Annotated in this window: 2 protein-coding genes; both read left to right on the forward strand. The window is 39.1% G+C overall.

Annotation, left to right across the window (positions count from 1 at the left end):
- Positions 1-26 precede the first annotated feature (26 nt).
- On the forward strand, positions 27-467 hold the full coding sequence (locus A3739_RS24140) for a gamma-glutamylcyclotransferase family protein (RefSeq protein ID WP_068478918.1): 441 nt from the start codon (positions 27-29) through the stop codon (positions 465-467).
- A complete protein-coding gene (locus A3739_RS24145; RefSeq protein WP_068502880.1) occupies positions 464-736 on the forward strand; it encodes a cation transporter in 273 nt (90 codons plus the stop codon). Before A3739_RS24140 ends, A3739_RS24145 begins: the two co-directional genes overlap by 4 nt.
- The last annotated feature ends 482 nt before the right edge of the window (positions 737-1,218 follow it).

A 1,218-nucleotide genomic window follows, 5' to 3' on the forward strand; every position in this document is an offset into this window, starting at 1 on the left:
ACTACAACCCTTAAGCATTGAAGACCATGAATATTTTTGCATACGGCACATTAATGTATCCCGAACTTCTCGCGCAGTTAACCAAGAAGGAATGGCAAATGACGCCAGCTACATTACATGGTTATCGCCGCTGCATTTTATTAAAAGAAGGTTTTGGGTCTTCTCCAATTATCGTACCCGATAAAAACGCTTCCGTAACCGGAAAAATTTTATACAACGTTGACCCAGAAACCTTAAATTTATTAGACGCTTACGAGTGCGTTGATCAAGGTATCTATGCTCGTAAATCTGTCACCGCTATCTGCAAGAATAGCAACAGCATCATTGACGTAGAATGCTATGAAGCTGGCTCTTCAGAGATCACATTCGGCAGGACCTGGAATCAAGCACAATTCGAATCAGCATATTATGAGCATTTTAAAACGCACATCATTCCAGAGTTTTTGAGCGAGTACTTTTCATCATGAGCGAACAAAGACTTCTCTTACTCTCAGTATTTGCATCAACATTCTTTGCCGTTTTTGGATTGGTATTAGGCATCGTCAGCGGCTCTGGCATGATCCTATTTGATGCCGTTTATTCAGCGATGAATATCGGCTTAACCGTTCTGTCTATGCACATCATTAAAGTGGTTGAAGCAGGACAATCACCAAGATTCCCTTATGGCAAATCACTATTTGAAACGCTGTTCATTCTTTTAAATAATCATCAAAGCTTTCTTGCAGATAATTACTAAATGGAGTTGACCGTAAGTCAACTTCGTTGGCATTGGCAAGGTTTAGTACCACCACTGATGAACAGCAAAATAGTACTGTAGAGGGTAAAAAACATTTCATTTTTAAGCCTCATTGATTGAACAATGGAATCATAGTAACTTTCTAAATATGAACAAAGAGTGAACAAATACGTTCGTTGCTGATCAGACTTAGAGCGCTCGTGCACATTTCATTCACATTCGGTTTAGTAGGTTTTAATTTAGTGATCAGATTGGTAATGGAAGCTAAGCTGAGATCAAGGCTCCCTTAGTCGGGGTAGGTAAAAGTTCGGGGATTGGACAGTTCTAATTTTAATCAATAACTTATAACAGGTCAGGAGCTATCGATGCAGAATAAAATTTTAGGCAGTATCGTTTTTGTTGCCGCTAGCGTTTTAGGAGCTTTAACTTATGCTGTAGAAGAGTCAACTCACATTAGTGAAGAACAAGCAATCGAAAATGCA

The organism is Oleiphilus sp. HI0067 (genome assembly GCF_001635735.1).